Origin of the sequence: Pseudomonas sp. YY-1 (genome assembly GCF_002843095.1) — a bacterium.
GTDB lineage: Bacteria > Pseudomonadota > Gammaproteobacteria > Pseudomonadales > Pseudomonadaceae > Aquipseudomonas > Aquipseudomonas sediminis_A.
This window is the reverse complement of sequence record NZ_PJLX01000001.1, coordinates 267895-288111: the sequence shown is the minus strand read 5'-3', so window position 1 is coordinate 288111 and position 20217 is coordinate 267895. Positions and strand designations below refer to the sequence as shown.

15 protein-coding genes are annotated in these 20217 nt (G+C 58.6%); 7 read left to right on the top strand and 8 right to left on the bottom strand.

What is annotated here, in order from left to right:
* Window positions 1-24: 24 nt before the first annotated feature.
* The 3 genes from CXP40_RS23590 to CXP40_RS01345 form a co-directional block, all read right to left on the bottom strand.
* Window positions 25-999 (bottom strand): hypothetical protein, encoded by a 975-nt coding sequence (locus CXP40_RS23590; RefSeq protein WP_143478396.1) that lies wholly within the window; start codon window positions 997-999, stop codon window positions 25-27.
* 65 nt (window positions 1000-1064) lie between these two features.
* Entirely contained in the window at window positions 1065-1925 is an 861-nt protein-coding gene (locus tag CXP40_RS01350; protein ID WP_084929466.1) for a TniB family NTP-binding protein, read from the bottom strand.
* A complete protein-coding gene (locus CXP40_RS01345) occupies window positions 1925-3772 on the bottom strand; it encodes a Mu transposase C-terminal domain-containing protein (protein ID WP_106732285.1) in 1848 nt (615 codons plus the stop codon). The genes CXP40_RS01350 and CXP40_RS01345 overlap by 1 nt, the downstream gene beginning before the upstream one ends.
* 559 nt (window positions 3773-4331) lie before the next feature.
* On the opposite strand from CXP40_RS01345, the gene imuA reads away from it, so the two are divergent.
* The 4 genes from imuA to CXP40_RS01325 all read left to right on the top strand — a co-directional run bounded on the left by imuA (window position 4332) and on the right by CXP40_RS01325 (window position 11031).
* On the top strand, window positions 4332-4949 hold the full coding sequence (gene imuA / locus CXP40_RS01340) for a translesion DNA synthesis-associated protein ImuA (RefSeq protein WP_106732284.1): 618 nt from the start codon (window positions 4332-4334) through the stop codon (window positions 4947-4949).
* Between the two features lie 7 nt (window positions 4950-4956).
* Complete coding sequence (locus tag CXP40_RS01335; RefSeq protein WP_106732283.1) at window positions 4957-6366, top strand: DNA polymerase Y family protein; 1410 nt, start codon at window positions 4957-4959, stop codon at window positions 6364-6366.
* A complete protein-coding gene (locus CXP40_RS01330; RefSeq protein WP_106732282.1) occupies window positions 6363-9431 on the top strand; it encodes an error-prone DNA polymerase in 3069 nt (1022 codons plus the stop codon). Before CXP40_RS01335 ends, CXP40_RS01330 begins: the two co-directional genes overlap by 4 nt.
* Window positions 9432-9777: 346 nt before the next feature.
* Window positions 9778-11031, top strand: coding sequence for an OprD family porin (locus CXP40_RS01325; RefSeq protein ID WP_106732281.1), 1254 nt, complete (start codon window positions 9778-9780; stop codon window positions 11029-11031).
* Between the two features lie 33 nt (window positions 11032-11064).
* On the opposite strand, the gene CXP40_RS01320 is transcribed toward CXP40_RS01325, so the two are convergent.
* Window positions 11065-12564 (bottom strand): PLP-dependent aminotransferase family protein, encoded by a 1500-nt coding sequence (locus CXP40_RS01320; protein WP_106732280.1) that lies wholly within the window; start codon window positions 12562-12564, stop codon window positions 11065-11067.
* A gap of 124 nt (window positions 12565-12688) precedes the next feature.
* Between CXP40_RS01320 and CXP40_RS01315 the strand changes: the two genes are divergently transcribed.
* The gene (locus tag CXP40_RS01315) at window positions 12689-13894 is read left to right on the top strand and encodes an NAD(P)/FAD-dependent oxidoreductase (RefSeq protein WP_106732279.1); all 1206 of its coding nucleotides are present in this window, start codon (window positions 12689-12691) and stop codon (window positions 13892-13894) included.
* Between the two features lie 46 nt (window positions 13895-13940).
* On the opposite strand, the gene CXP40_RS01310 is transcribed toward CXP40_RS01315, so the two are convergent.
* The 4 genes from CXP40_RS01310 to CXP40_RS01295 all read right to left on the bottom strand — a co-directional run bounded on the left by CXP40_RS01310 (window position 13941) and on the right by CXP40_RS01295 (window position 17650).
* Window positions 13941-14804, bottom strand: coding sequence for an AraC family transcriptional regulator (locus CXP40_RS01310; RefSeq protein WP_099524113.1), 864 nt, complete (start codon window positions 14802-14804; stop codon window positions 13941-13943).
* Window positions 14805-15009: 205 nt separating this feature from the next.
* Window positions 15010-15513: a hypothetical protein gene (locus CXP40_RS01305; RefSeq protein WP_106732278.1), complete on the bottom strand. Its 504-nt coding sequence runs from the start codon at window positions 15511-15513 to the stop codon at window positions 15010-15012.
* Window positions 15514-15677: 164 nt separating this feature from the next.
* Window positions 15678-16571, bottom strand: coding sequence for a chemotaxis protein CheV (locus CXP40_RS01300; protein ID WP_106732277.1), 894 nt, complete (start codon window positions 16569-16571; stop codon window positions 15678-15680).
* A gap of 56 nt (window positions 16572-16627) precedes the next feature.
* Window positions 16628-17650 carry a zinc-dependent alcohol dehydrogenase family protein gene (locus CXP40_RS01295; RefSeq protein WP_024308289.1) on the bottom strand — a complete coding sequence of 341 codons (1023 nt, stop codon included), beginning with the start codon at window positions 17648-17650 and terminating at the stop codon, window positions 16628-16630.
* A 217-nt stretch (window positions 17651-17867) separates the two neighbouring features.
* On the opposite strand from CXP40_RS01295, the gene CXP40_RS01290 reads away from it, so the two are divergent.
* Together CXP40_RS01290 and mexE are read left to right on the top strand one after the other, a co-directional pair.
* A complete protein-coding gene (locus tag CXP40_RS01290) occupies window positions 17868-18782 on the top strand; it encodes a LysR family transcriptional regulator (protein ID WP_106732276.1) in 915 nt (304 codons plus the stop codon).
* Window positions 18783-18965: 183 nt separating this feature from the next.
* A complete protein-coding gene (mexE, locus tag CXP40_RS01285; RefSeq protein ID WP_106732275.1) occupies window positions 18966-20204 on the top strand; it encodes a multidrug efflux RND transporter periplasmic adaptor subunit MexE in 1239 nt (412 codons plus the stop codon).
* Window positions 20205-20217 lie beyond the last annotated feature (13 nt).

Sequence of the window (20217 nt, the reverse complement as noted above, 5' to 3'; positions counted from 1 at the left end):
GAAATTTATTTCCTTCAGAGCTACTTACATTTCAGGGGTCAAACCTGCAACAAAGCCATCAAAACGCGTCTGGCTTGAGTGTGGAAGCCGACCAATCCTAGACAGAAGATAATCATAATCGCCAATAGAACTATAATTTGCACATGTAAACCCTAGTTCTAGGTTGCTGAGACCGAAATAAGGAAACAAATCATCCACCATGCAATCAAGACGCCCAACCTCTTCATCAGAGAGAATCCCAAGCACCTTACCAGCTAAAATTACCCCACAAATCCTTTGATTTATATCAACCTCATTAACGCCATTCTCAAGCAACCAAGAATAATCTTTTCGATAACGCCCTAGTCTCAGCTTAAAAGCAAACGTAAACGACCAAGACAGGCCGCCTGAATTATGGAGGCTGGGAGCCTGTGTCAATAACTCAAAAACAAGATCAAAGTATGCAGTTGAGGCAGCATCAGCACCCGCACTATCCACCCTCGCCTCTTCGCTAGAGCCATACCACTCAAATACTTGGATTGCAAGATCATAAAGAGCTTCCTGCAGACTCTCGCTCTCCCACAGATTATAGTTTCTAGTACCTTGATATTGATGGTAGGGGTATTGCGAAAACTCAGAGAATGCTCGCCAACCTCTACCAATAGGATCACAGTTAAACCTAATACTCGACAACTTTTTCTCATGGAACGAACAGAATACGCAAACGGCACTGCACCAGCTCCGCCGCCAACATGGAAGAATATTATTTTTAATGTCATCTATTATACAATCTTGACAGTAAAATCGACGGCTTTGCCATGACAAGAGCTTGCCAGGCTTCTTATCAAAGAATCGCAAATAGTCATCCTCAGCGAGATTCAACCTCGATATAACATCCTGGACATAGCTAGAGCCAATGTCAAAATCCGGATCCTCATAAACTAATTCACCATGCCTATCACACTCACCCTTTACACTGACTCCTTCCAATGAGAACTTCACCCAAGGAAACTTTATCATGCATCTATATATCCAGGATGAAAAGCACTCGTCCACGCTGGCGGGGCATAAATTTAGGAGGCGCATTAGTAACTCCACGGCGTCGAAATGGCTTTTACCAAAGAGCCTATGGTGATGCGTTCCTCTCCCGACTTTACTGCGTAGCATGCAGCAGATTTAATTGAGTTCATAATAGAGTCCATTCGCCCACTGGTATTCTCTAAAAGAAACCCAATAACCTCAGCGCCATCAAGGTTTGACGGCCTTCTTAATGGTAGATTTTGCTCAACCCCCGCCAGAAACGATCTAAAAGACTCGCTTTCTCTCCAGTCATCAATCTGGACGCTATAAAATCGCCTAGAGAACTGTTCATCCATACTCAAAGCGTTCCTAGCGAGATCAATACCGAAACCTATTATTGATAATCCATAAGTATTATTGGATAGCGACTTCAGAATGGACAAATTTTTAAGTTGCTCTGGCCTCGCCACCAGCATTGACTCGTGCAGTTCATCTATAATCAGAGCCTTTATTTTTCTCAATTTTATCACTTCGGCTAGCTCCGCCGGAAGCGTGGCTTTTCTGGGGTGTCCGAACTTAATCAGCCCATGAGGGAGGCCTAGTGCCGAAACAAGCAACTCACCAAATTTTAGATTAAATGGGTTCGCAACCATGTCTAGAAAGACAATTTGGTTAGAGAGTGCTTCAGAATTCCTTATCTGCTGAATGATTGAGCTTTTACCGGCGCCAGGAGCACCGGTTACAATCATACACGGCGCCTGCATTCTTCTAGGAACGGCCAGTACATTTTCAACCATCTTTAAAATGCTATTTGATTGAGGGTGGTCAATGTAAAAACTATCTCGCTGTATAGCGGCCAACCGCATGTCGTCAGATGAACATGCCAATTCCCTAGCGCTCTCCGTTAAGTGCTCATAAGAACTCATCAAGACCTCCTAGAATAGGGCGTCGCCTTTTTCGAGTAGTCAGGTTTTTTGATTTCTACATCTGACCTATCTGGAGCAGTCGCTGATATAGTCTCGTCAGCGATCCACGTGCTGGTCTCATGCTCGAATTTGGCAGCAATTATTTTTCTCGCTCGCTTTGTCTTCGTTATCGCTCCCTTCACTATCTGCGCATTTTCTTTTATCACATCTATCAAAGCATGATCTTCCAATGCTCCATCTGGTGTGACGCCTTCTTTTCGCCTAAACTTCAATAGCGCCCTGTGTTCCTCATATGCAAAGTCACTGGTCGTCACATCAGAAAAGTACAGCGGAATATATCCTCCATCCAACCTTGCCCATATTGTCGCCATTGAGTGCGGATCGTACTTAATGACCACTCTCTCTCTACCTATATGGGGAGTTAATCCAGGACTCCAGTACCATTTACCATTTAGAGTCACGCCTTGGGGGTGGATTTTCCGACTCATCTCCGGCATGAAGTCAAGGCGAAACGTCCACGGATCGGAAATTATCGGAGGATGAGTAACGTTGTTTTCGGAATCAACAAAATGCGACTTCCACTCCGCCGCAGGAGAGCGGCCCAGCCCTTTATGCTTACGCCCATGATAAATAGCGACCTGCCCTGCAAACCATTGGCAAAACTCCTTGAAGGTCAGTGCAGAATTTTTCTCACTATCATAACCTCTGCGACTAACAGGATTGGAGTGAGTAGTACCGGGCAAGAAGTGCACATAATCGGTCATCAGTGTGCCGATCAAACGCTCAACATGACCTCCATAATGCTTTGCCCCAATTGGTCGCCATTTCAAGCCAATTTTGTGTAGCACACATGCACGCTGAAATTTAACGGTCTTGAACTCACTTGCGTTATCCATGTGCAAGAGTTTTGGAACCCCATAATATGGATGTAGACCTGCGCTCACTCCCAGTCTTTTAAGGAATTGATTTTTAGGAAGTGCGGCATGCGCTACAGCACAGGCAACAGAGAGGCTAGATGGCGGGTATAGACTTAGATAATAACCAAGAATAACCCTGGTCTTGACATCAATGAGGACAGTTAACCAGGGCCTGCCTATTGGTCGGCGTGTAATTTGATCGACCAATATCAGATCTACTCTGGTATGATCCATCTGCACCCATTCAAGCGGCAGATGAATTTCCTTTTTACCTGGTCTTGCTGCATATTTTTGACTCGTCGCCTCATGCCCATGCTTTCTCAGATGACGCTCTTTCTCAGGTATATCTTTGAGCCGTGCAGATATTGCCGATCGAGAAGGTGGCTTTAAACCAAGCCTAATGGATAACTCTTCCGCCTTGCGAAAAACCGCAGCTATGGTTGCCGACTTTCCTATGTACGCCTCTTTGATTGCCTGCTTTATTACGTCATCGACATCTTTAATGAGTCTTCTTGAGCCTTTCTTATTCCCTCTCTTCATCCTTAGCAGAGACGCTGGACCAATTTCCTCATCATAAAACTTAATGTTTCTATAAAAGGTACCATTTGAGACGCCTGCTTGCTCTAGCGCCTGAGCCAAGTTGAGTTCTTTTGCCAAGTATCTCTTTATTAAGTCGAACTGTGACTGAGCGGCCTGCAACTCCTCCAGGGGCACTACCGACTCGCTTGATAGCGACTCAACTTGAAGCAGATTAATATTATCCTCATCCCTTGAAGGCAAATGCTCAATTTCGTCAATGTCGACAACTAACTTTTCACTGCTTTTTTTTAGGACAACCTCGACCGTCAAGTTGGGAAGACATTTATTAACTGTTGCAACATGCCCCCTCGCGACGACAACCAAGCCCTCCCGCAGCAATATTTGCCCCATGCGCCCTCCCTGAATCCTTCGATAGATCACAGTTCGTTATGAGCGTAGCTGGCCTTTGAAAAATGTAAAAAAATAAATTCTAGGTTGTTTTTTACAGTCTATAAAAGACACATATGGTTTTTTAATAAAAAAATCAATAAGATAGGATAATTACAATATTTAAGAGTCACCCACACCCAGACACCTGAAACGCCGGGCTTCATCGTTCCCATGATCCATATACTCCAATGCGCCTTGAGACCTTTCGTATGGTCATTTCTCAACCGCATCTGCAGCTCCGCTTTGCGGTCGACAGTCCGAGATGCGCGCAACGATAAATTTCCGAGACGCCATATGGATTCGCTTCGAGTCAGTGTCTGCACAACACAACACGACGGATCGTATGGGTTGGTTGTACGTAGATCGCGATTTCCTGGATCGACACGACTCTCCGGACTGATTTATTCGGCTGACTCGGCCGCGTCTCGGCAACCAGGTTGAGCACCTTATCGCGATTCTCTTGACCCATGCGTCGGCTCAAACAATACTGTATTCATATACAGTATTTGGTTGCTACTCCATGCCATCCGTGGTCGCGCTTGACCGGTTGATCGACGCTCGTCGTGTGTGGCGAGGCCAGGTCGTTTCATCGCCATCGGGCGCCAATTTCTCAACTGGACATCATTTTCTCGACGCCGTACTGCCAGGTGGCGGCTGGCCCAAGGCTGCCCTCAGTGAAGTTCTCACCACTGCGCCTGGCATCGGCGAGCTGCGCTTGTTGTGGCCGACCCTTGCCAGCCTTACGGTTTCAGGCGAACGAGTGGTGCTGATCTCCCCTCCTCATCTGCCCTACCCTCAGGCCTGGATTGATGCCGGCGTCGATTTACGCCAATTGAGCATTATTCAGGCAGATGGCCGCGATGCTCTATGGGCTGCCGAACAATGTTTGCGTTCGGGGAGTTGTGGCGCGGTGCTGAGCTGGTTGCGTCAGACCGATGATCGCTCGCTGAGGCGTCTGCAGGTGGCAGCTGCTACTGGGCAAACCCTGGCTTTCGCCTATCGGCCGCAGGCAGAAGCGGCCAATCCTTCACCGGCAGCACTACGGCTGGTGCTCGACAGCCAGCCAGCACAGCTGCGGGTGATCAAGTGCCGTGGTGGTTTGCCGCCGGCTCAGCCGCTCGCGCTTGCCTGGCATTGAGCCTGCCATGCTTTGGGCTTGCATCCTGTTGCCACAGTTGGCCATGGACGGCGTACAGCGTCACCGCGCCAACCCCGACGAGCCGTTGGTGCTGCTCAACGGCTCGCCACAACGGCGTGTTCTACAGGCGGTCAACCCGGCAGCTCGAGCCCTGGGGCTGAAACCCGGCCAGTCACTGACTGCAGCGCAGGCGCTGACACGCGGGTTTGCCACGGCAGAATACGATTGCGCGGCCATCGAGCGCTGGCAGCAGTTTCTGGCCGCCTGGGCCTATGGTTTCAGTGCCCAGGTCAGCCTGCACTATCCGCGCTGTCTGCTGCTGGAGGTACAGTCCAGTCTGGGGCTGTTCGGCCCATGGCCGCGTTTCGAAGCGCGCTTGCGCGCCGAGCTTTCGGCGCTGGCCTTCCAGCACCGGATTGCCGTCGCGCCGAATCCGGCAGCGGCCCGAGTGCTGGTCAATGTCGGTGATGGACTGATGGCCAGTGATGGTCAGGCGCTCATGCAGATGCTCGCCCCCTTGCCAGTGGATCGGCTCGGGCTTTCTCCTGCAGCAACCACGGCCTTCAATCGCATGGGGCTCAGGCAGTTGCGGCAGCTGTTGGCGCTGCCACGTGACAGCCTGGCCAAACGCTTTCCTGCCGAAGTGCTACGTCATCTCGATACCTTGTCTGGCCAGCGTCCGCTAGCGCTGGACTTCTTCGTGCCTGCGGATGTTTTCGATACCCGTATCGAACTGAATTTCGAGGTGGAATCGCATCAGGCGCTGCTGTTCCCGTTGCGCCGACTGACAGCCGATCTGGCGGCTTACCTGGCCTGCCGTGACAGCGGCGTGCAGCGTTTCACCCTGCATCTGGAACACCGCGCGGGTGCCGATACGCAGATACAGGTGGGTCTGCTCAGCGCCGAGCGTGATCCCGGCATGCTGTTCGAGCTGACACGAGGCCGTCTGGAGCATCAGCAGCTGCCAGCGCCGGTGCTGGCCGTGCGGCTGGAGGCACGTGAATTGCCGGTCTTTACGCCGCAGCATCAGCAACTGTTCGATGAGCGACCACAGCAGAACCAGCCCTGGGAGCAATTACGCGAGCGGCTAAGGGCGCGCCTCGGTGATGACGCCCTGCATGGCCTCGGTGCCAGAGCCGATCATCGTCCCGAGCGTGCCTGGATCAACGACTCGACCAGCCCCTTGCTGCCTCCTTGTGGCCCGCGGCCAGGCTGGCTGTTGAGCGAACCCCAGCCGTTGCGCGAGGCCTCACTGCGCATCCTCTCCGGCCCGGAGCGCATCGAGTCCGGCTGGTGGGATGGCGAGGATGTGCGCCGCGACTATTACGTGGTGCAGACCCGTGCTGGGCAGCGCGGCTGGGCGTATCGGCCAGTCGGCAGTGATGGGCCGTTGCTGCTGCACGGCTGGTTCGCATGAGCGATTACGCCGAGCTGCATTGCCTGTCGAACTTCAGCTTCCAGCGCGGTGCGTCCAGTGCGCAGGAGTTATTCGAGCGTGCGGCAAGGCTGAACTATCGCGCCTTGGCGATCACCGATGAGTGCACCCTGGCTGGCATCGTGCGCGCCTGGGAGGCCTCGAAGAAAACCGGGGTAAAGCTGATCGTGGGCAGCGAAGTAAGGATCGAGCAAGGACCGAAGCTGGTGCTACTAGTCGAGAACCTGACGGGCTATCAGGTGCTATGCGGCCTGATCACCCGGGCGCGGCGCAGGGCGGCAAAAGGTACCTACCGATTGCTGCACGAGGACCTCGTGGCGCCGCTCGATGGCTTGCTGGCCATCTGGCTCAGCGAGGGTGAAGTCAGCGCCCTGCCCTGGCTTCGCGCGCTGTTTCCCGAGCGCCTGTGGCTAGGCGTTGAGTTGCATCGCGGCCCTGACGATACCGCGCGCCTGCAGCGCCTGCTCGAGCTGGCAGGCGATCACGGCCTGCCGGCTGTGGCCTGTGGCGACGTGCACATGCATGCCCGCGGCCGCCGCGCCCTGCAGGATTGCATGACTGCCATCCGTCATCATCTGCCCGTGGCCGAGGCTGGCGCCCATCTTTTCGCCAATGGCGAGCGGCATCTGCGCCGGTTTGATGAGCTGGCCGAACTGTATCCGCCCGAGCTGCTCGCTCAGAGTCTGCGCATCGCCGAGCGCTGCCACTTCGATCTCGACCAGCTGGAGTATCACTACCCGCACGAGCTGGTGCCGGCCGGTCATGACCCCACCTCCTGGCTGCGTGTTCTGGTGGAACGTGGCGCCGCCGAGCGCTGGCACAAAGGCGTGCCGGCCGCCGCCCGCGCGCAGATCGAGCACGAGTTGGCACTGATCGCCGAGCTGGAATACGAAAGCTACTTCCTGACCGTCCACGACATCGTCCGCTTCGCCCGTGAGCAGCACATCCTCTGCCAGGGCCGGGGTTCGGCGGCCAACTCCAGCGTCTGCTTCGCGCTCGGCATCACCGAGCTAGACCCTACGGAGAGCCGGCTGTTGTTCGAGCGCTTTCTCTCCCGCGAGCGCAACGAGCCGCCGGATATCGACGTCGATTTCGAGCACGAACGGCGCGAGGAAGTCATCCAGTACGTATTTCGTCGTTACGGTCGAACGCGGGCGGCGCTCACGGCCGTGGTCAACACCTATCACGGCGCCGGGGCGATACGCGACGTCGCCAAGGCTCTTGGTTTGCCGCCTGATCAGGTCAACGCGCTGGCTGACTGCTGTGGCCGCTGGAGCAGCGGTCCGCCAGCGCCCGAGCGTCTGCTGGAGGTGGGTTTCGATCCGCAGAATCCACTGCTCAGGCGCGTGCTGATATTGACTGGCGAGTTGATCGGCTTCCCTCGCCATCTGTCGCAGCATCCGGGCGGTTTCGTCATTTCCGAGCACGCCCTCGACACACTGGTACCGGTGGAGAACGCGACCATGGCCGAGCGCACCGTCATCCAGTGGGACAAGGACGATCTGGATATGGTCGGCCTGCTCAAGGTCGATGTGCTGGCACTGGGCATGCTCAGCGCACTGCGCCGTTGTTTCAACCTGATCGAACGCTACCGCGGCACGCAGTGGACGCTGGCCACCTTGCCCAAGGAAGACCCGGCCACCTACGCCATGATCAGCCGCGCAGATACCATCGGCGCCTTCCAGATCGAGTCCCGTGCGCAGATGGCAATGCTGCCGCGCCTGCGCCCGAACACCTTCTACGACCTGGTGATCCAGGTGGCCATCGTCCGTCCGGGGCCGATCCAGGGTGACATGGTGCATCCCTACCTGCGTCGACGAAACGGCGAAGAACCGATCGATTATCCCTCTGATGAACTCAAGCCAGTCTTCGCGCGCACGCTCGGCGTGCCGCTGTTTCAGGAACAGGTCATGGAGCTGGCCATCGTCGCCGCCGACTACACGCCCGGCGAGGCGGATGAACTACGCCGCAGCATGGCCGCCTGGAAACGCCATGGTGGCCTCGAACCACATCGTCAGCGACTTACTTCGCGCATGCTGGAGAAGGGTTACACGCAGGCGTTCACCGAACGGATCTTTCGCCAGATCGAAGGCTTCGGTAGTTACGGTTTTCCCGAGTCGCACGCAGCCAGCTTCGCCCTGCTCGCCTATGCCAGTTGCTGGCTGAAGTGCCACGAGCCCGCTGCCTATGCCTGCGCTCTGGTCAACAGTTGGCCGATGGGCTTCTACAGTCCGGATCAGGTGCTGCAGGATGCACGGCGGCATGATGTCGAGGTGCGCCCCGTGGACGTGCGCTACAGCGACTGGGATTGCAGCCTGGAGCCCGATGAACATGGTGAGCCAACCATCCGTCTGGGGCTGAGGATGATTCGTGGCATGCGCGAAGACGACGCGCGCCGTATCGAACAGTCGCGCCAGTGCGGCGCATTCCGCGATGTCGAAGACCTCAGCATACGTGCAAGCCTGGATGCATCGGCGCGCGAGCGATTGGCCGATGCAGGCGCGCTCTCCGGCCTGGTTGGCCACCGCTACCAGGCGCGCTGGGCGGTTGCTGGCGTCGAGGAGCAACTGCCACTGTTCGCAGGCGTGTCTGCGTCGGGTGAAGAAATCCTGAATCTATCTGCTCCATCGCCAGGAGAAGATCTACTGACCGACTATGCCACCCTCGGCACCACGCTCGGTCCGCACCCTCTGGCCCTGCTGCGCCAGGAATTACGCACCCGGCGCTGCAAAAGCTCGCGGGAACTACAGGCAGTCGAGCACGGCCGACCTGTCAGCGTTGCCGGTCTGGTGATCGGCCGGCAAAGGCCGCAAACAGCCAGCGGGGTCATTTTCGTCACCCTCGAAGATGAGTTCGGTCTGGTCAATGTGGTCGTCTGGCACGACCTGGCCGAGCGGCAGCGCCGCGTTCTGGTGCAGTCGCAAATGCTGCAGATCGATGGCCACCTGGAGACCGTCGACGGCGTACGCCACGTGATCGCCGGGCGCCTGACGGATATGACGGCATTACTGACAGGGCTGGATATACGCAGTCGGGACTTTCACTGACCGTCACCAGAACCACCACTTACGCCATACCAACAAAGGCGAGCACAAAAAAAGGCCGCACTGGATCACCAGGCGGCCACAAGTCTTCTTAACCAAAGGAGATGAAGCGGAGCCAGAGCGACGGCTTCCGGGAGTGTTGCAAAAACCGCCGCCTATGGAATCTTCATCGGGGAGAAGCCTATCGCCGATCCTCCCGAATACCGCATCGAAGTCGTTGATAGTGATCATCGATCAGCTTGAATAGTGCATCTGCAGGCAGGGTGATAACTCTAAGCGCGCCCTCTGGGCCGGGCCTTACCTCGATGTGAGGCGCGTTGAAAACAGCACACCAACACCGGGAGCACTCATGCACAAGAAGCACTGTCTCGCGCTGGCTTGCAGCCTCGCGCTGGGCGGGCAGTTGGCTCATGCCAGCAGCCAGTCCGAAGCCAACGGTTTTGTCGAAGACGCCAGCCTCAATCTGTTGCTGCGCAACGCCTACTTCAATCGTGATTACAAAGACAACACCAACGACGCCAAGACCTGGGGCCAGGGTTTCATCGCTACCTTCGAGTCCGGTTTTACCCAAGGTACCGTCGGCTTCGGCGTCGATGCCTTCGGTCTGCTCGGGGTCAAGCTCGACAGCGGCCGCGGCCGCAACTATCGCGCCTTCTTCGACACCGATAGCGAAGGCCGTCCGGTGGACGACCTATCCCAGGCCGGCGGCGCGGTGAAACTGCGCGTCTCCAATACCGTGATCAAGTACGGCAACCAGTTCCCTTCCCTGCCGGTACTGGCTCATGACGACAGCCGTCTGCTGCCACAGTCCTTCACCGGCACGCTGGTGACCAGCAACGAGATCGAAGGCCTGGAGCTGAACGCTGGCCGCTTCACCGCCGACAGCCCGATGGGCGACTCGGCGCGCGACCCCAATCGCCTCAAGAGCATCGACGTGCTCGGCGGCAGTTACGCCGTCAGCGATGACCTGAGCCTGGCGGTGTATCACGCCGACCTCGAGGACATGTACAAACGCTACTACGCCAACGTCAATTACAACCTGGCGCTGGCGGCCGATCAGGCGCTGAACTTCGACTTCAACATCTACCGCACCAAGTACGACACCGGCTCAGTGGCCGCAGTCGATCTCGGCGGTGACGGCCAGGGTGATCGCAATACCATCTGGAGTCTGGCGGCCAAGTACAGCATCGGCGCTCATGCCTTCATCGTCGCGCATCAGCACAACAGCGGCGATGCCGGCTTCGCCTACGACTACGGTGATGGCGGCTCCAGCATCTACCTGGCCAACTCCTACTACTCGGACTTCAACCTGAAGGACGAGCGCTCCTGGCAGGCCAGCTACGAGCTGGATTTCGCCGAGTACGGCGTGCCGGGTCTGCGCTACAAGTTCGCCTATGTACGCGGTGACAACATCGATACCGGCAACGATAACAACGGCACCGAGCGCGAGATCTTCAACCAGATCGGCTACACCATCCAGAGTGGGGCCGCCAAGGATCTGCACCTGCGCTTGCGTAACTCCATCTACCGTTCCAGCACTGATGTAGGGCCAGATCTCAACGAGATTCGCGCCTTCGTCGAATATCCGCTGAGCATCCTCTGATGGTCTCTGCCCCGGCCTTGGCCGGGGCAGTTCTCAACCACGCAGAGCTTGCGCAACGGCCCTGGCGGCATCCTCGATAGCCCGTTCCTCATAGGGCGCAAAGCCCATTACCAGTCCCGCCCCTCGCGGCTTGACGTAGTAACTCGCCAGTGGCAGCGCGTCGATACCGGCAGCCTGCAAACGCGCGAAAGCGTCTCGCTCGTTCTCAACCTGCAAACGGCAGGCGATATCCATACCCGCACGAATTTCCGGCACGTCGATCAGGCCTTGCCAATGCTTGTGCGCGGCTTCGGCGAAGGCATCGGCGCGCCCTGCATAAATTTTTCGCATGCGCCGTACGTGACGATCGAAATGCCCCTCGTGGATGAAGTCGGCCAGCACCGCCTGCGCCAGGCTGTTGGCGTGGCGTGACATCAGCGCCGACGCGCGAGTGAAGCTTTCCACCAGGTGCTCAGGCAGCACCAGATAGGCCAGACGAATCGAGGGAAACAGCAGTTTGCTGAAGGTGCCAGCCATGATCACCGAGTGATCGGCGCCTGGCATCGAACGCAGTGCCGGAATGGGCTTGGCGATAAAACGATACTCGCTGTCGTAGTCGTCCTCGAAGATGTAGCTGCCCTGCTCCGCTGCCCACTTGAGCAAGGCCAGACGGCGTGCAGGCGACAGTTCACCGCCGAGCGGCGCCTGCCGTGAGGGGGTGACATACGCAAGCCGAGCGCTTGCTGCCAGGCGTATGCCCTCGTCCACCTTGAGGCCGGAGCTATCCACCGGCACGTCCACTCGTGTCACGCCAGAGATATCCATCAACTGCCGTGCACCGGGATAACCCGGATCTTCCATCCAGACCTGGGCGTCACCGGGCGCCAGCACACGCAGGCATATATCCAGCCCCTGTTGCACGCTGCCAAGTACCAGGATGCGCTGCGGTGAAACCTGTACCCCACGGGCGATGGCCAGGTAGCTGGCGATGGCCTCGCGCAACTCAGGTAACCCTGCAGGGTCGGAGTCGAGCAGCATGCTCAGGCGCGAGCTACGCAGTTGCTGCGTGTGCAACTTGCGCCACAGATCGATGGGAAAGGCTTTGATATCACCACGGTGAGGAAAGAACGGACGCAGACCGGTTGGCAACGTGCGCCGAGAGAAAATTGGCTCGATTTCGGTCAGGCGCTTCATCCAGGGCGTATCGGGCGCTGTGCGCTTTGCCTCCACCTCGGCCACCACCTTACGCCGGACGTATCCGGCATTCAGTGTCGGATCCGGTAATACCTCACTGACGCGCGTACCGCTGCCGGTGCGTGCTTGCAGATAACCCTCGGAAAGCAGCTGCTGATAAGCCGCCTGTACCGTGCCGCGCGCCAGCTTGTAGTGCTCGGCCATGGCCCGCGTGCTGGGCAGTTTACTGCCTGCTGGCAGGCGCCCGCCCAGAATCGCACCGCGCAGCGACTCATACAGCCATCCCTGCAGGCTGGCTCCCTCCTCCGGCGCTCCCAGTGGCAGAAAGATAACTTGTGGTGGAGCTTTTTCGACTGGCATAAGGGTTCCAAAGTGGACCATTTATCTTTGTTTATATTGGATCAATACCTTGATCCAAAACAACCACACAATCGATCCCGTCGACAGCCAACAGCTTTCTCTCCAACTACGGGAATTTAACGATATGAAACAGCAGATCCTGATCATCGGCGCCGGTTTTGGCGGTATGTGGAGTGCGCTGAGCGCCGTTCGCCTGCTTGACCAGCACCAGCGCCTGGATGTCGCCGTCACCCTACTCGCCCCTCAGGCCGAACTGCGCGTACGTCCGCGCTTCTACGAAAGCGACCTGGCCACTACCGTTGCCCCGCTCGGCCCGTTGTTCGATGTGGTCGGTGTGCAATTCGTGCAAGGCAGCGCTACGCGTATCGATACCGCAGGCAAGCGAGTGATCTACCGCGATGCGAGCGGCACCCAGGCCGAACTGAGTTTCGACCGGTTGATTCTGGCCTCCGGTAGCCAGGTCGCCCGACCGCCACTGGCCGGGATTGATCGCTTCGCCTTCGACGTCGACAGCCTGGAGTCGGCACAGCAACTCGAAAACCACCTGCAGAGCTTGCGCGACAAACCCGCAAGCCAGGCACGCAATACTGTCGTGGTAGTGGGCGGCGGTTTCACCGGTATCGAAACGGCCACGGAAATGCCGGCACGACTGCGCGCCATTCTGGGCAAGGAGGCCGATGTGCGGGTAATCGTCGTCGACATTGGTAAACAGGTCGGCAGCGTCATGGGTGAGCAGATCGCTTCGGTAATCGCCGAAGCCAGCGATACCCTGGGCGTGACCTGGAGGCTCGGCAGCCCGGTGTCTATGGTCGACGAGCATGGCGTGCAACTCGACAACGGCGAACGTATCGAAGCCAGCACCGTAGTCTGGACCGTCGGGGTTAAGGCCTCACCGCTGACGCAGCAGATCGATGGCGAGCGTGATGCTCTCGGACGCCTGCACGTCGACCGCAACCTGAAAGTGCTTGGTCAGGACGCCATCTACGCCACTGGCGATACTGCCTATGCCGCGGTGGATGATCGTGGCAATCATGCGCTGATGACCTGCCAGCACGCGATAGCTCTCGGCCGCTCTTCCGGCAATAACGCGGCAGCTGATCTACTGGGTGTTGAGCCGATTCCCTACAGCCAACCCAAGTACGTCACCTGTCTGGACCTGGGCGCCTGGGGGGCTGTGTTCACCGAAGGCTGGGAGCGCAAGGTAGTGCTGACCGGCAAGGAAGGTAAAGAGCTCAAGATGCAGATCAATACCCAGTGGATCTATCCGCCTGAAGCCAAGCGCGACATCGCCCTCGCCGCTGCGGACCCGTTGATTCCTGTGGTCGCCTGATCGCTGAAATATGCCCAGGGCACTGGCAGCCCTGGGCATACCATGCTCAGTCGCGGTAAATCTGCACCTGCAGCTTCGACGGCGGATCTTCCCCTTCAGCCTTTAACCATTCGCCTGGCGGTTGCCCGATTTGCTGGGCAAAGGTACGCGAGAACGACGCCTGCGATGCGTAGCCCACCGAGTCGGCGATCACCTTGATCGGCATTCCCTCACGCAGCAGATCCTGCGCTACCTTCATGCGCCAGGCCGTCACATAAGCCATGGGGGTCATGCTCATGACCTCGGAGAACAGCGCTGCGAACTTGGTACGCGACATCTTCGCCAGCTCGGCCAGGCGCTCGACGCTCCAGGCCAGTTGAGGTTCCTGGTGGATGCAGATCAAAGCAGGCCCCAGCTGACTGTCCTGCAATGCGTAAAGCAGGCCACTGGTAATACGCCCTTCGCTCACCGCGCGACGTACCAGCAAGACGAATACGTATTCGAACAGCAGGTTCAGCGCCTTGCTCCGACCTGGTGCCGGCGTGCGGAATTCGTTGACCAACGAACCGATCACCGGCCCAAGCTGCTCAAGGGCGCTCAACGGAAACACCAGGGTTTCCAAGAGGCCCAGTGGAAATGGCTGCTGCCCTGAACGCCCGAACTGGAACGAGGCGCAAATCAGATCCACCCCGCCTGGCTGGTGCGCGCGCAGCTTGTAGCAGCAGGTGCTGGGGCAGAACAGCACGCTCGGTTCACTGATCGCAATGCGCGGTTTGTCGGCATGCACCATATCCAGTGCACCGCGCTCGATCACGTGAATAAAGGCCATGCCAGGGGGCTTATCCAGCACCAGAGTACCGTCCACCGGGCCGGCGAATAACAGTCGCCCTTGCAGGCTCGTGCGCTCGAAGAACTCGGAAAGAACATCCATATTGAGAACGACCTGATCAAGATTCTTTGCGTTGGTGAAAGCTCAACCGGAGGTAACTCATGGGTTGAACTGTCGTCGATTGATAGACAGCTCAACCCGCGAAAATTCCACCGATTTTTCACCAAGGCAAAGATCATCCGTGATTTATTTCGCGGATTTTTACAGACCAAACCCAGGGATATTCGTCCACCACAGCGCACGCCGATCAGATCAGTCCATAAGAATGACCATCGTCTTCTGACTGGGCCTGCATCTTCGCTCGCTCCTCCATACGCTGGGCAATTTCTTCTTCGACTGCCTTCTGCTGCTCAGGTGGTAGCGCCTCGATCTCCTCTTCGGTCATGCCCATTTCCTTGAGGATGCTGTCGCGCATCTTTTCGGCCGGAGTCATCGCCATATAGGCCTTGAAGGCCTCCAGTGCGGCGTTACCGCCCTCGTCGCCCAGTGGCTTTTCCACCTGCCCCGAACTGACCGATGTCTCGACCTTGCCGTCTGACGCGTTCTGCAGTGCGACACGCAAGCGAGCAAAGCCCTCCTCCGTCGCCTGCCTGGCGCGGAACTCGCGCTCGGACTCGGCGTTAGCCGTGCGCGTGGTCTTCTCGACATTACGCGCCAACTGGGCCAACCCGCCCTGCTCCTCACCGGGTTTGTTGCGAAACCCCGTCAGCGATATGCCACCGTAACTGCCAATACCTCCAATCGTGCTCATGCTGTGCTCCTTGACTGAGTTGCAATTGCCAGGCGCACTCAATCAAAGCGCATGCCAATTCATTAGGCGCACTTAACCAATTGAAAGCATTGAATATTTAGATAGACAAGGAGGATGACGAGGCAAGCCCTTGCCGCTGGTGGCAAGGACTTGCAGGGGCAGGCTTAGTGCTGACCGCTCATTTGCCGGAAGGCATCGAGCAGTGCCTGACTGAGATCGACCGAGGAGAACTTGGTCAGCACCGCGTTGGCACCGACCGAGCGTGCTTTCTCGGTATTCATGGTGCTATCCAGCGAGGTGTGTAGTAGCACATAGGTATCGGCGATATCGGGGCTGCGACGAATTTCCTGAACCAGGCTGTAGCCGTCCATCTCCGGCATCTCGATGTCCGAGACCAGCAGCTCGAATGGCATGCCGGCCTGATGGTATTCATGCAGTTGTTGCAGGGCAGCCTGGGCGCTGCGCACTGCGGTGCAGTCGAGCCCCAGTTGGCGCAGCACGTTGAGGGTCTGTTGCAGCGCAACTTGCGAGTCGTCGACCAACAGCACGCGGCGGCCTTGTAGCAGGCGTGCGTCCTGGCCATCGAGCAGTTGCCCAACGGGGGCCTCTTCGAGTGCTGGGGCGATATCGTGCAGCACCTTCTCGATATCGAGAATCTGCACGATGGCGCCATCGATCTGGGTCACGCCAGTGATGAAGGCCCGGTTACCGGCCCCGGCAGGTGGCGGACGCACGTCGCGGGTGGAGCACTGCACGATGCGTTCGACGTTCTTCACGTGCAGCCCCTGACGCGAGCGGCTCAACTCGGTAACGATCAGGCAGCCGTCATCTTCTTCGGCCGCACCGCGCTCACCGATGGCACGCGCCAGGTCGATCACCGTCATTGCAGCGCCGCGCAAGGTGGCGATACCACGAACATGGGGGTGGCGGTTGGGCAGTTTGGTCAACGCCGGGCAGGGAATGATTTCGTTGACCTTGAGCAGGTTGATCCCCAGCAGACGACCGCTATGCAGACGAAACAACAACAACGATAGCGCGTCGCCGGTAACCAGACTCATGACCTTTCCTTACTGACTTGGAATTACGACTTATAGCGACCACATGGCCACGGACTTTAATCCGTGGCCAGTTTCAGGGCCACCCGCCCGCGATTCGGACAGGTTTCCATGTAGCGATGGGCCGCGACGAAGTCCTCGAAATCGAACACCTTGTCGATCACTGGTGTCAGCAGGCGGTCGGCTGTCATCTGGTTGATGTGCGTGAGCGCACGCTGCACCGCCTCGTTGTTCGGCTCGATGCCCAACTCCGGGCAACCGGTGAAATCCAGCACGCAGTGACGGAAGAACTGCAGGTGCTTCTTGAACGCCGCACAGGCCGGGAAAGCCGTGTCGTTGCCCCCGTTGATCCCGTACAGGATCAGCTTGCCGCGCGGCGCAGCGATATCGCCCAGTAGCTTCATCTGCGGGCCGGCGCACTGATCGAGAATCACCTCGACGCCCTTGCCCTCGGTGTAACGCTCGACTTCCAGGACCAGGTCCTGCTCTTCGGTGACGATCACCTTGTCGGCACCCAGACCGCGCAGGAACTCGCGATCATCCGGCGAGCCGGTGGATACGATGACCTTGGCACCCAGCGCCTTGGCCAGCTGCACGGTCTGCGGCGCCATGCAGTGGCTGGCCTCGGTGATCAGCACATGCTGCCCCGGCTTGAGGTGGGCAAGATCATTCAGCGCCAGGTAGCCGAACAACAGGCTGGTGTAATGAACGCTGGCCTCGACCGGGCTGAGCACCTCGGGATAACGGGTCAGGGCGTGGGCGGGCATCAGCACCAGATCGCCCCAGGTCGGATAGCGGTTCGGCGTGCTGGCTGGGAAACCGGCAACGGCGGTACCGACCTCCAGGTCACTTACGCCATCGCCCAGCGCTGCCACGCTGCCTGCCAGTTCGAAACCGGTGCCGGCCGGGAGCTTGGCCTGCTCGGCCGCCAGGTTCTGCCGCCACAGGACGTCTTTCCAGCCCAGGCCGACGGCCTGCACGCGCACCAGCACCTCACCAGGGCCGGGCACGGGCGTCGGAACCTCTTCGTACTGGAGCACATCGGCATCGCCGAACTTATGAAAACGGATCATGCGGGACATCGCTTACCTCGAGCTTGATCGCGGATTAACACTTCAATGACTGTGGACTCTATCCGCTGTGGGTCGGCAGCACTATCAGACTCCATCGATAGTCTTCATGCCTGGCAGTGATTCGGCGCCTTTCATTCCGTCACGCACTGCCCGTACTATTGCTCGGGCAAAGGCTCTCATTGCCGCGTCGTGCTGACAAGGCCCGTTTTCCTCGGATGGTACCCGGATGAACCGCAACGACCTGCGTCGCCTCGACCTGAACCTGCTGATCGTCTTCGAAACCCTGATGCACGAACGCAGCGTTACCCGGGCTGCGGAGAAGCTGTTCCTTGGCCAGCCGGCCATCAGTGCCGCGCTCGCTCGCCTGCGCACCCTGTTCGACGATCCCCTGTTCGTGCGCACCGGCCGCAGCATGGAGCCGACGCCGCGCGCGCAGGAGATCTTCGCCCTGCTCTCGCCGGCATTGGACTCGATTTCCACTGCTGTCAGCCGCGCCGCCGACTTCGATCCGGCCACCAGCAAGGCGGTATTTCGCATCGGCCTGTCCGATGACGTCGAGTTCGCCCTGCTCCCCGCCCTGCTTCGCCGACTGCGCGCCGAAGCGCCCGGCGTGGTGCTGGTAATCCGTCGCACCAACTACCTGCTGATGCCAGGCCTGCTGGCCTCCGGGGAGATCTCCGTAGGTGTGGCCTACACCGACGAGTTGCCGGCCAATGCCAAGCGCAAGGTGTTGCGCCGTAGCAAGGCAAAGCTGTTGCGTGCCGATACTGTGCCCGGCGCACTGAGCCTGGACGACTATTGCGCACGCCCTCATGCGCTGGTGTCCTTCGCGGGTGACCTCACAGGTTTCATCGACGACGAGCTGGCCAAGCTCGGACGCAAACGCCACGTGGTACTGGCCGTGCCGCAGTTCAACGGCCTGGGCACCCTGCTGGCGGAAACCGATATCGTCGCCAGCGTACCGGACTACACCGCAGCCGCCCTGACTGCGGCCGGCGGCCTGCGTGCCGAGGACCTGCCACTGCAGACGCAGAGCTTCGAACTGCACATGGCCTGGCGTGGCGCGCAGGACAACGACCCAGCCGAACGCTGGCTGCGCTCGCGCATTCAGATGTTCTGCGGCGACCCGGACAGCCTCTGAACATCCCATACAGGCGTCGTTCAGGTACATTCCGGAACATCGGCGCTTTCCATGAATCGAAATTGATGTAACTGCGCCCTTTATCACTCCCGATGATATTCAATTTCATGGCATTCGATTCGTAGCCTTCCAAGACTCGCAGCAGACTCCGCCAATCCACAAATCCGACTGGCGGAGTCACCCATGGAACAGCAGCACAAGAACATCTGGATATTCCCCCTGGCCCTCGCCGGCGTCCTTGCCCTCAGCGGCTGCGAGCAGGCAGCGCAGACCCAGGCGCAAATGCCTGCACCCAAGGTCAGCGTCGCAGAGGTCATCGAACAACCCATCAACGAGTGGGACGAGTTCACCGGTCGCCTCGAAGCGCCGCAATCCGTCGAAATCCGTCCGCGCGTCTCCGGTTACATCGACAAGGTCGCCTTCGACGAAGGCACCCTGGTGAAGAAAGGCAATCTGCTGTTCCAGATCGACCCGCGTCCGTTCCAGGCGGAAGTCAAACGCCTCGAAGCCCAACTGCAACAGGCCCGCGCCAGCCAGGCCCGTGCCGCCAACGAAGCCCGCCGCGGCGAACGCCTGCGCCAGAGCAACGCCATCTCCGCGGAACTGGCCGATGCCCGTGCCAGCGCCGCCACCGAGGCTCAGGCTCAGGTCGCCGCAATTGCCGCCGAGCTGGAAAACGCCCGCCTCAACCTCAGTTTCACCCGCATCACTGCGCCCATCGACGGTCGCGTCAGCCGCGCCGAAATCACCGAAGGCAACCTGGTCGGTGCCGGCGAGAGCCTGCTGACCTCGGTGGTCTCCACCGACAAGGTCTACGCCTACTTCGATGCCGATGAACGCGCCTTCCTCAAGTATGTCGAGCTGGCCCGTCAGTCCGGCTCCGACGCCCGTGGTGCCAGCCCGGTATACCTCGGTCTGTCCGATGAAGCCGACCACCCGCACCTGGGTCAGCTGGACTTTCTCGACAACCAGGTCAACCCGCGCACCGGCACCATTCGTGGCCGCGCCGTGTTCGACAACCAGGATGGCCGCTTTACCCCGGGCCTGTATGCGCGTCTGAAACTGGTGGGCAGCAAGCCCTACGCCGCCACCCTGATCAAGGACGAAGCAGTCGGTACCGACCTGGGCAAGAAGTACGTGCTGGTGCTGGGTGACGACAACGCCGTGGCCTATCGCTCCATCGAGCTGGGGCCGAAGCTCGAAGGTCTGCGCATCGTCCGCAGCGGCCTGAGCAAGGGCGAGAAGATCGTGGTCAACGGTCTGCAGCGCGCCATGCCTGGCTCCACCGTCGATCCGCAACCGGTGACCATGGCTGATGACAGCACCCTCGAACGACTGGCTCGCATGCGCCAGGCCGTCGATGGCAGCCAGGCCCCGCGCATCGCCGCCGAAAAAATCGAAGCTCGCTCGCCGCGCGGCTGATCCAGACCGCGCT

Excerpts from the sequence above, each read along its gene's own strand:
- imuA (WP_106732284.1), top strand. The coding sequence starts at position 4,332 with ATGCCATCCGTGGTCGCGCTTGACCGGTTGATCGACGCTCGTCGTGTG.
- CXP40_RS01325 (WP_106732281.1), top strand. The coding sequence starts at position 9,778 with ATGCACAAGAAGCACTGTCTCGCGCTGGCTTGCAGCCTCGCGCTGGGC.
- CXP40_RS01300 (WP_106732277.1), bottom strand. The coding sequence starts at position 16,571 with ATGAGTCTGGTTACCGGCGACGCGCTATCGTTGTTGTTGTTTCGTCTG.
- CXP40_RS01305 (WP_106732278.1), bottom strand. The coding sequence starts at position 15,513 with ATGAGCACGATTGGAGGTATTGGCAGTTACGGTGGCATATCGCTGACG.
- CXP40_RS01335 (WP_106732283.1), top strand. The coding sequence starts at position 4,957 with ATGCTTTGGGCTTGCATCCTGTTGCCACAGTTGGCCATGGACGGCGTA.
- CXP40_RS01330 (WP_106732282.1), top strand. The coding sequence starts at position 6,363 with ATGAGCGATTACGCCGAGCTGCATTGCCTGTCGAACTTCAGCTTCCAG.
- CXP40_RS01315 (WP_106732279.1), top strand. The coding sequence starts at position 12,689 with ATGAAACAGCAGATCCTGATCATCGGCGCCGGTTTTGGCGGTATGTGG.
- CXP40_RS01295 (WP_024308289.1), bottom strand. The coding sequence starts at position 17,650 with ATGTCCCGCATGATCCGTTTTCATAAGTTCGGCGATGCCGATGTGCTC.
- CXP40_RS23590 (WP_143478396.1), bottom strand. The coding sequence starts at position 999 with ATGATAAAGTTTCCTTGGGTGAAGTTCTCATTGGAAGGAGTCAGTGTA.
- CXP40_RS01290 (WP_106732276.1), top strand. The coding sequence starts at position 17,868 with ATGAACCGCAACGACCTGCGTCGCCTCGACCTGAACCTGCTGATCGTC.
- CXP40_RS01320 (WP_106732280.1), bottom strand. The coding sequence starts at position 12,564 with ATGCCAGTCGAAAAAGCTCCACCACAAGTTATCTTTCTGCCACTGGGA.
- CXP40_RS01345 (WP_106732285.1), bottom strand. The coding sequence starts at position 3,772 with ATGGGGCAAATATTGCTGCGGGAGGGCTTGGTTGTCGTCGCGAGGGGG.
- CXP40_RS01310 (WP_099524113.1), bottom strand. The coding sequence starts at position 14,804 with ATGGATGTTCTTTCCGAGTTCTTCGAGCGCACGAGCCTGCAAGGGCGA.
- mexE (WP_106732275.1), top strand. The coding sequence starts at position 18,966 with ATGGAACAGCAGCACAAGAACATCTGGATATTCCCCCTGGCCCTCGCC.
- CXP40_RS01350 (WP_084929466.1), bottom strand. The coding sequence starts at position 1,925 with ATGAGTTCTTATGAGCACTTAACGGAGAGCGCTAGGGAATTGGCATGT.